This is a genomic window from Pseudomonas sp., from assembly GCF_026224925.1.
Taxonomy (GTDB): Bacteria; Pseudomonadota; Gammaproteobacteria; order Pseudomonadales; family Pseudomonadaceae; genus Aquipseudomonas.
This window is the reverse complement of the sequence record NZ_JAMFRV010000279.1, coordinates 1-7,760: the sequence shown is the minus strand read 5'-3', so window position 1 is coordinate 7,760 and position 7,760 is coordinate 1. Positions and strand designations below refer to the sequence as shown.

8 protein-coding genes are annotated in these 7,760 nt (G+C 58.1%); all 8 read right to left on the bottom strand.

The genetic code is table 11. The features are described from left to right. The coding region (locus M0974_RS12145) for an MmgE/PrpD family protein (protein WP_297836535.1) at positions 1 to 933 on the bottom strand (933 nt) is incomplete at its 3' end. Next, positions 923 to 2,251, bottom strand: coding sequence for an LLM class flavin-dependent oxidoreductase (locus tag M0974_RS12140; RefSeq protein ID WP_297836533.1), 1,329 nt, complete (start codon positions 2,249 to 2,251; stop codon positions 923 to 925). The genes M0974_RS12140 and M0974_RS12145, both read right to left, overlap by 11 nt. Before the next feature lie 9 nt (positions 2,252 to 2,260). Next, positions 2,261 to 3,415, bottom strand: a complete 1,155-nt coding sequence (locus M0974_RS12135; RefSeq protein WP_297836531.1) for an acyl-CoA dehydrogenase family protein — start codon at positions 3,413 to 3,415, stop codon at positions 2,261 to 2,263. Positions 3,416 to 3,444: 29 nt separating this feature from the next. Beyond that, positions 3,445 to 4,425, bottom strand: a complete 981-nt coding sequence (locus tag M0974_RS12130; RefSeq protein WP_297836529.1) for an ABC transporter substrate-binding protein — start codon at positions 4,423 to 4,425, stop codon at positions 3,445 to 3,447. Further along, positions 4,422 to 5,153, bottom strand: coding sequence for a class II aldolase/adducin family protein (locus M0974_RS12125; protein ID WP_297836528.1), 732 nt, complete (start codon positions 5,151 to 5,153; stop codon positions 4,422 to 4,424). The genes M0974_RS12130 and M0974_RS12125 overlap by 4 nt, the downstream gene beginning before the upstream one ends. Beyond that, positions 5,150 to 6,238: an ABC transporter substrate-binding protein gene (locus tag M0974_RS12120; RefSeq protein ID WP_297836527.1), complete on the bottom strand. Its 1,089-nt coding sequence runs from the start codon at positions 6,236 to 6,238 to the stop codon at positions 5,150 to 5,152. Before M0974_RS12120 ends, M0974_RS12125 begins: the two co-directional genes overlap by 4 nt. Beyond that, positions 6,238 to 7,317 carry an ABC transporter ATP-binding protein gene (locus tag M0974_RS12115; RefSeq protein WP_297836525.1) on the bottom strand — a complete coding sequence of 360 codons (1,080 nt, stop codon included), beginning with the start codon at positions 7,315 to 7,317 and terminating at the stop codon, positions 6,238 to 6,240. The genes M0974_RS12120 and M0974_RS12115 overlap by 1 nt, the downstream gene beginning before the upstream one ends. Positions 7,318 to 7,319: 2 nt before the next feature. Continuing rightward, positions 7,320 to 7,760 (bottom strand): ABC transporter permease subunit (locus tag M0974_RS12110; RefSeq protein WP_297836523.1); only part of this gene is annotated, 441 nt, incomplete at its 5' end.

Below are 7,760 nucleotides of genomic sequence, written 5' to 3'. Positions count from 1 at the left end.
GAAGTCGCTGCCTACGAGACGATTCATGAAGGGAGAGACCGTCGCGACCACTGCAACGACCTGATCAGCTTTGCATTGGGTCTGAGTGATCAAGTCGAGCAGTGCCTGAATCGCCGCGTGACTGCAAGCACACACCGGGAAACGCTTTACTGCGGTATCGAGTACCTGCCAGGTGCTACCCCAACCGTCCATCAATGGCTGGTCATCGCCGGACTGATACAGCGCCCGTAAACCGAACTGCCCTTCAAGCGCCTGAGTGGGCCCAGTTGCGCCTGCCTCAGCCAACATGGCTGCAAATACACCATTACGCGCTGCAAAGGCTGGCTGCAGTCGCTTGGCCAATGTTTGCTCGACATTGGCCTGTTGCGTTCCAGCTGCCTGCACCGCCGCCAAGCCTAATGCATGAGTTAGTCGCGAGGGATCCATGCCTATCAGTAAACCGCTGGCGAGCGCGGCGCCGATACCACCATAGATAGACGTGCCTGACCAACCTTTGGAAACCCCTGTAGAGCATCGAGACAAACGGCTGACCATTTCGCTGGCTGCTATGTAGGCGGTAATCAATTCTCGCGGCGATCTTCCATACTGCTCGGCAACGGCCCACGCCGCTGGCAACGTGACCAGGTCTGCATGCACGGCGCCATTGAGGCTGTCGTAATCCAGCGCACCGGCATGCAATGTGTTGATGAACGTGGCATCCAGCGCAGACAAGGTCTGTTGCCGATCCGCAAACCAAACATGGCTGCTACCCGACGAAGGCGCCACCGCCCGCCCCATCGCAATGCTGCTCGCTTGGCCCCTGCCCGCTGCAGCGACGAGCAACGTGTCGGCAATCAGCACCTTGGCCTTATCGATGACCGGTTGAGGAATATCGTCGTAGGCAAGACGTAACGCTGAGCGAGCAATCTCAGAGGTTACGGAATCAGCGGGCATGACGATTGACCGGCCGCTTCAGCCCCAGGTGCTCGCGCAACGTACTGCCTTGGTATTGAGTACGGAACAACCCCCGGCGCTGCAGCTCTGGGACTACCAGTTCGGTAAAGTCGCTTAACCCGACCGGCAGGTGCGCCGGCATGATATTGAACCCGTCGGCGGCTCGCCCTTCCACCCACTGTTGCATCACGTCGGCCACGTGTTGGGGGGTGCCGACGACAGTCAGGTGTCCTCGTGCGCCGACAACCCGCTGATACAACTGACGGATCGTCAGGTTCTCCCGGCGAGCCATGTCGATCAGTAACTGCCGACGGCTTTTCGGACCATTTGCTTCAGGCAACTCCGGCAGCGGCCCGTCCAGGTCGTAACCACTGAGGTCGACTTCGCCCAAGGTGGTCGCCAGTGTCGCCAGCCCAACCTCGGGGAGTACGTGCTGCTGAAGCGCCTCAAACTTGGCCTCGGCTTCAGCTTGTGTCGCTGCAACCACTGGCAGTAAGCCCGGCATGATCAGGAGCTGGTCAGGGTCACGTTCTGCTTCGACCGCTAACGCTTTCATGCTTGCGTAGAATTGCTGAGCGGCCTCAAGGTTTTGCTGCGCAGAAAAAATCACGTCAGCGGTAGTTGCCCCTAGCCGTTTACCGGTATCTGACGATCCCGCCTGCACCAGCACCGGATGCCCTTGGGGAGGTCGCGCCAAGGTCAACGGCCCTTTCACGGAAAAATGCTCGCCCCGGTGATTCAACACATGGAGCTTGGCCGGATCGAAGAATCGCCCAGCCCCTTTGTCCTCAACGAATGCGTCATCCTCCCAGGTATCCCACAAACCCTTAACCACCGAGAGGAACTCTTCGGCACGGGCATAACGATCGCCATGCATCGCATGCTGGTCGCGACTGAAATTCAGTGCTTCAGCTTCGTTGTTGGAGGTCACCAGGTTCCAGCCAGCACGTCCTTGGCTAATGTGATCGAGCGATGAGAAATGTCGCGCAAGTGTGTAGGGTTCGTTGTAGGTCGTGGTGGCAGTTCCAACCAGACCAATTCGCTCGGTCACCATGGCCAAGGCGGACAGCGCTGTAATCGGGTCCCAATGAGTCGAGCGCGCAGTGTGCTGCAGTGCGCCGATATCGTTGGCGCCGCGCATCGCATACGAATCCTGGATAAACAGCAAGTCAAAGCATGCCGCTTCCGCCAGCTTCGCCAGTTCGACCTGGTGGCGAAAGTCACGTGCCGCGTTTGCGGCGGCCTGTGGCTCACGCCAGCCCGCGATATGGTGCCCGGTTTCCTGAATGAACAATCCCAAATGCAGTTGACGACGCATGACGACTCCTCAGCGCTGCAGGGTGGAATCGAAGGTAGCGCCCAACTGCGCCTGCCCGATGATTTGTGCAGTCCGGTCATGGCCCGCATGCACTACAAATGTCTCGATGTTGCGAGCGGTACGACCCAGTGGAAGGTCTTCGAACTGCGCAGTAGCTCCTGCCGAAAGCAGTACGCTTTGAAGCGTGTTGAAGGCAGTACGTGCAGCGGTAGACTTTGCGCTCATGGAGCGCAGTTCTGCCTGTACTACGTCCGCATCGCGCCAGCCTTGTAGGGCACTGTCGAACATCGCCGCCGCCGCATCCATCTGCATTTTCACTTCGCCGACACGAAGCTGCGTATAAGGATCGTTACCTTTGTTGCGACCGCGCTGATAGTCCAGGTACCAGTCAAAAAGGCCTTCAGTCGTGCCCAGGTAATTCGCTGCGAAGCCCAAGTGAAAACGGCCCTGCCAACGCTGCCGGGCAAAGGCGCCAGGTTCTCCCAGCAAATGGTTATCCGGCACGAACACATTGTTCAGGTGCATGATCGGGCTGCGAGCGGCACGCATGCCGTGGGGCTGATACCAAGCGTCATCCCACGTCACGCCCGGCATGTCCGGGGTGATCAGCATCATTTGAAGGTTATCGAGATAATTCTCAATCCCATCCAGCGCCACTGAGGTGATGATCAGGTCAGCGATCGTGCCGTTGGTGACGAAGTTTTTTACGCCGTTGACCAACCAGCCGCCTTCAACCCGAGTAGCTCGGGTTTTCATCTCATACATGTTGATTCGACCCGGCTCGCTACCCACCGCCGAGAAAATGCTGAATTTTTCCAGTGCGGGTTTGACGAACAGTTCGATCTGCTCGGGAGTGCCCACTTGCTCTAACTGCCACAGCGCGTGGTTATGCAACTGGAAGCAGTGCCCTGTTGAACTGTCCGCTCGGCAGATGGTACGCAGCATGTTCAGAAACAGCTCCGGTTGCTTCCCCTTGAGGCTGCCATCCGGGCCGCCCAAAGCAGCCGAATGTGTGACGTGCAAGAGGCCCTTTGCATGGAGCGCTTGCAGACTCGATTTGGGCGCCACACCTTCACGGTCGGCGCGGGCACCCTCCTCCCGGAAATCTTCGCCCAGCGACAGAAGCTGAGGCACGGCGTCGCGCAGTTGCAGGAATTCGGACATGGGTGTCTCCAGATAAAAAATGGGGTGCATCAGGTGCGCAATACCGAGGCGTGAAATAGACGATCGATCTCGATCGGTTCAGGCAGCAGCAACTGGTCGACCAGGTAGTCGATGAACCATCGAAGGTTTTTGCGGTTGGCTTCGATTCCGGCGGGAAACAATTCATCGCCAAAATCGCGTTGGCTTTGTTCCCACGCCAAGCGGCCCAAGGGCATGGAGGTGTAGGCGTAATCCTCGTAAACCTTGCGGGTCTTGGCTTGGGCATCGTCCCAGGCATGCATGAGATAACGGGGAAGATCCGGGAAGCGCTGCACAACCTCCTCGCGTATTGCCAGGACATGCATAGCGGGGAAACATTGGCGCTCCCGAAAGTAGTCAAGGCATTCCTGGCGTTGATCGGCAAACAAGTTACGCACGCCGCCCTGCCCCTCCAGAACCGCTTTCGGCGGTTTCGGATCGATGAACGCATCGACCTCACCTGACAGCAGCATCTGAGCGCCGTTGCTTCCTTTCGGCATACGGCTCAAGCGGACACGAGGATCAGCGAACGCTATTTGCTCCGCGTCTTGCGTGACCCACTCGATGTCTTTCCAGTCGACGCCATGGCGGCTTTTCAGATCACCTTTGGCCAACACCGAAAGGCTGACCTGCCAACCACGAATGGCCACGCGCCGCCCCCGAAGATCGCTGGGCGCCTGAATCCCAGAGCGGGCACTGACGTAAATATGATTGGCGCTGAACAATCGCCTCGGGAAGACCGGGACGGCAGTAAAAGTAGCTCCTTGCGCTTTCGCCAAGATATAGGAGGCCAGCGAAACTTCGGCGATGTCGAACTCATGGTCGCGCAGCATTCGGCCATGGCGATCACCGCCATCGCGACCTGGTGGACTCATGCCGACGTCCAGCGCTTTGAGATGAAAGTCTGCAGCCTTGGGCAGCCAGCCAAGGAAAAACGGCAGGTGGCGATCGAAGTTGGCCAGCGCGATGGTCAATGCTTGGGACTGACTCATGGCTGAACCTGCAACTCGATATCAGCACCGCAGCGGTGCGCCCAATTTTCCCAGACCCGGCTGGTGGCTTTGGGGCTGCCCATGCGCGCATCAACTGCAGCGACTTCACCTTCACTGAGGAACTTTACTGGCCCCATTGCCATCGCTGCCGACTGTGCCTGCGCATTGATCTTAAGGTAGATAGCCACGCGAACGGCAAGCTCCAACGAGGCCGCCGCACCGGTGAACCCATGCCCACGCATCAAGACAACTCGCCCGCTGCCAAGGGTCTCCGCTAGCGACCCTGCGTGATCAGGGTTAGTCACCAACAAATCTGTATCACCAAAATCAGCGTGCATATCCCAGACGGGGATGTCATGGCCGATGATCGCGGCCACATGCAGCAGCGGCCGCAGCTTGGTAGAGCTGACCGTAAAGGGCAGCACTGACTCGGTATGGGCATGCACCACCGCGTTTATATCCGGCCGGCGTGCATAGATAGCCGCATGGATAAAACGCTCGGAGTACTGCGCTCGCGCTGTCGCGGTGATCGGTTGCCCATCGATACCGTATTCGAGGATGTCCTCCACCTGAACCTGTTCGGGACTGACTGAAGCCGCGAGGAAGAAACGCTCAGGATCAATGGGGTGACGCACGCTCACATGGCCGTAGCTGTCGAAGACTTGCTCGTGCGCCAAGATGCGGTTGGCAATCGCCAGCTCCCGCCGCACGGACTGATGCTCGCTCATTGCAGTGCCTTTTGTGCCAGCTGGGTGGCTTCTTGCGCCTTGTCGGCGTTGGCTTCTGAGTTGAACGTCAGTCCTTTCTCGAAGGCTTCTGCGGTCAACGCACTGTCAGGCAACCCTGGCGCCACGTCGGTGCGACGGGAGTTGACGAAGCCACGCTTGGCCCAGTCTGCCTGCGCAGGCTGCGACAGGAACCAGTTGACGAAGACCTTTGCAGCGTTTGGATGCGGTGGTTGATGAAGCAAGGCGATAGCACCCCAGCCCGGAGTCCAAGCAGTACGCTCGGGCGGTGTCTTCAACGCCTCTACCGATTTGGCTAACCCTTGTTCCTTGAGCGTGGCGATCTCCGAAGGGCTAAGTCCCGATGTGATCGGGTACGCACCCTGTGCCACCCAGTCTGCCAACTGGCGATTGGTCGAGGCGATCACCGGTTGCTGTTCGGTCAGGAACTGGCGGGCTTTTTCGCTGCCCAGCGTGGTTTGAAGCAAGGTAATCAGGTGGCCGCTGCCACGGGTGCGCGGGTCAAGAATGGCAATCTTGCCTTTCCATTTCGGATCAAGCAGATCTTCCAGCGAATTGAGTTCTGACTCCGGAACAGCTGCTCGATCAATGTTGACGTTGTTCTGCTTGCCCGCTTGGAACGCGTAAATGTACTTCTGCTGTTTATCCAGGAAACCGGCCGCGAAACCGCCGAGCCAGTGGCTATCGGCCAACACATCAGGCTTCACAATCAATGGACGAATTGGGTCATACCAGCCCTCAGGCAGCTGTTGAGTAAAGGCCGAACCGCTGAACCCAAGTACAGTGACGTCCCACAGATAGCGATTCACCCGCCGTTCGTTGCGGATACGTGCTTCAAACTCTGGAGACGTCACGCCGGTGTATTGCAGTTGGATCTTCGGGTAAGCCGCCTGAAATTGCTCGATGGCTTGGCGGTAGGGTTGGATGACTGGCCCGAACACGGTCAATTTGCCCTCTTTCTCAGCCGCTGCGACGACCTGATTCCAGTCTTCGGCGTGGCCGATGCTGAGGTGAGATAGGGCTAGGATGGCGCTGCCAAAAATCCATGAGCGATTGATCGACTTCATCAAGATGACACCTGAGGAGCCAGTAAGCTGGCGTGTGGATTGGAAGAAAAAATAACGTCGACCCAAGTCCCGGGTGGGCTGAGCTGGTGACGGAGTTGGTAAGCCATGAGCTGCTGACCGTCGTCCAGATGTACGTATGTTTCGTAGCGGTCGCCGGCGAAAATACTGTGACTGACTTGTCCGCTTATGCCTGAACCTGCACCTGATCCGGCGACCTCAAAGGAGACAGCGTCGGGCCTCACCCACAACGTCAATGGTGAATCCACGGTATGCCTGATCGGTTCGGCCAGTTGCACCACACCCTGTGCAACCCACGCTCGATCGCCACTGCCGGTGAGTCGGCCGTGGAGCTGAGTACCCCGGCCAACAAACCCCTGCACAAAAGATGTGGCCGGACGGTCGTGGATATCCTCGGCACTGCCGATCTGCTCGACCCGTCCAGCGTTGAGCACGGCAATCCGGTCGGACAACGCAAAGGCGTCGTCCTGATCATGGGTCACCAGCACCACGGTTAACCCGAGGCGCTTTTGCAGGTCTTTTAGCTCTTGGCGCAGTTGTTTGCGCAGGCCAACATCCAGGTTGCTAAAGGGCTCATCGAGCAGCAGCAGAGCAGGATCGCCGACCAAGGCTCTCGCCATCGCAACGCGCTGCTGCTGTCCACCGCTGAGTTGATGAGTGGCGCGTTGGTCATATCCGGCCAAACCTACGGATTCGAGGATACTTAGGACTTTTTCACGAATCTGCGGGCGCGGGACTTTTTGGTTGCGCAACGGATAAGCGACGTTGTCGAAGACATTCAAGTGCGGCCAAACGGCGTAGCTTTGGAACACCAGGCCTACTCCGCGTTTCTGCGGTGGCAGGAAGGAGCCAGTCGATGTATCGACCCATGGCTGCCCACGAAAATACAGGTGTCCGTCATCTGGCGTTTCAAGCCCGGCGAGAATTCTCAGCAAGGTAGTCTTGCCACAGCCACTGGCACCAAGAAGGGTGAAAATTTCTCCCTGCCGGATATCCAGCGACAGACCGTCGAGTACGCGGTTGCCCTCAAACGTTTTAATGATGTGACGAATCTCCAACATGATCAGACCTGTCTGGTTTCGGGGCGATAGCCCAGGCGGCGAGCGATAAGTGCAGCAGCGATGGCGATCAACGCGATGATCACCCCGACCACTGCAGAGGCTTCGTTACGGCCCTCAGCGATGTATTCCAGCTGCAACATAGAGAGCGGTCGGTTGTCGCTGCTGACGAGCAGAGCAAGGTGGCTGATATCCCGTGCGGCGGAAACAAACGCCATCACTGCAACCACCACGATCGAGCGTGCACACAGAGGAACGACAATGCTCAGCACTGTTTTCCAAGCCGATGCGCCGCTGATCCAGGCTGCTTCTTCGAGTTCACGATTGATTTGCAACAACTGGCTACGAATCAACTGCACACCGAGGGTGACCGAGGCCAATCCGACGGTGATGACCAGACTGAGCGTCGAACCGTATAACCAGTCGATTCCGCTGTGTAGAATTAG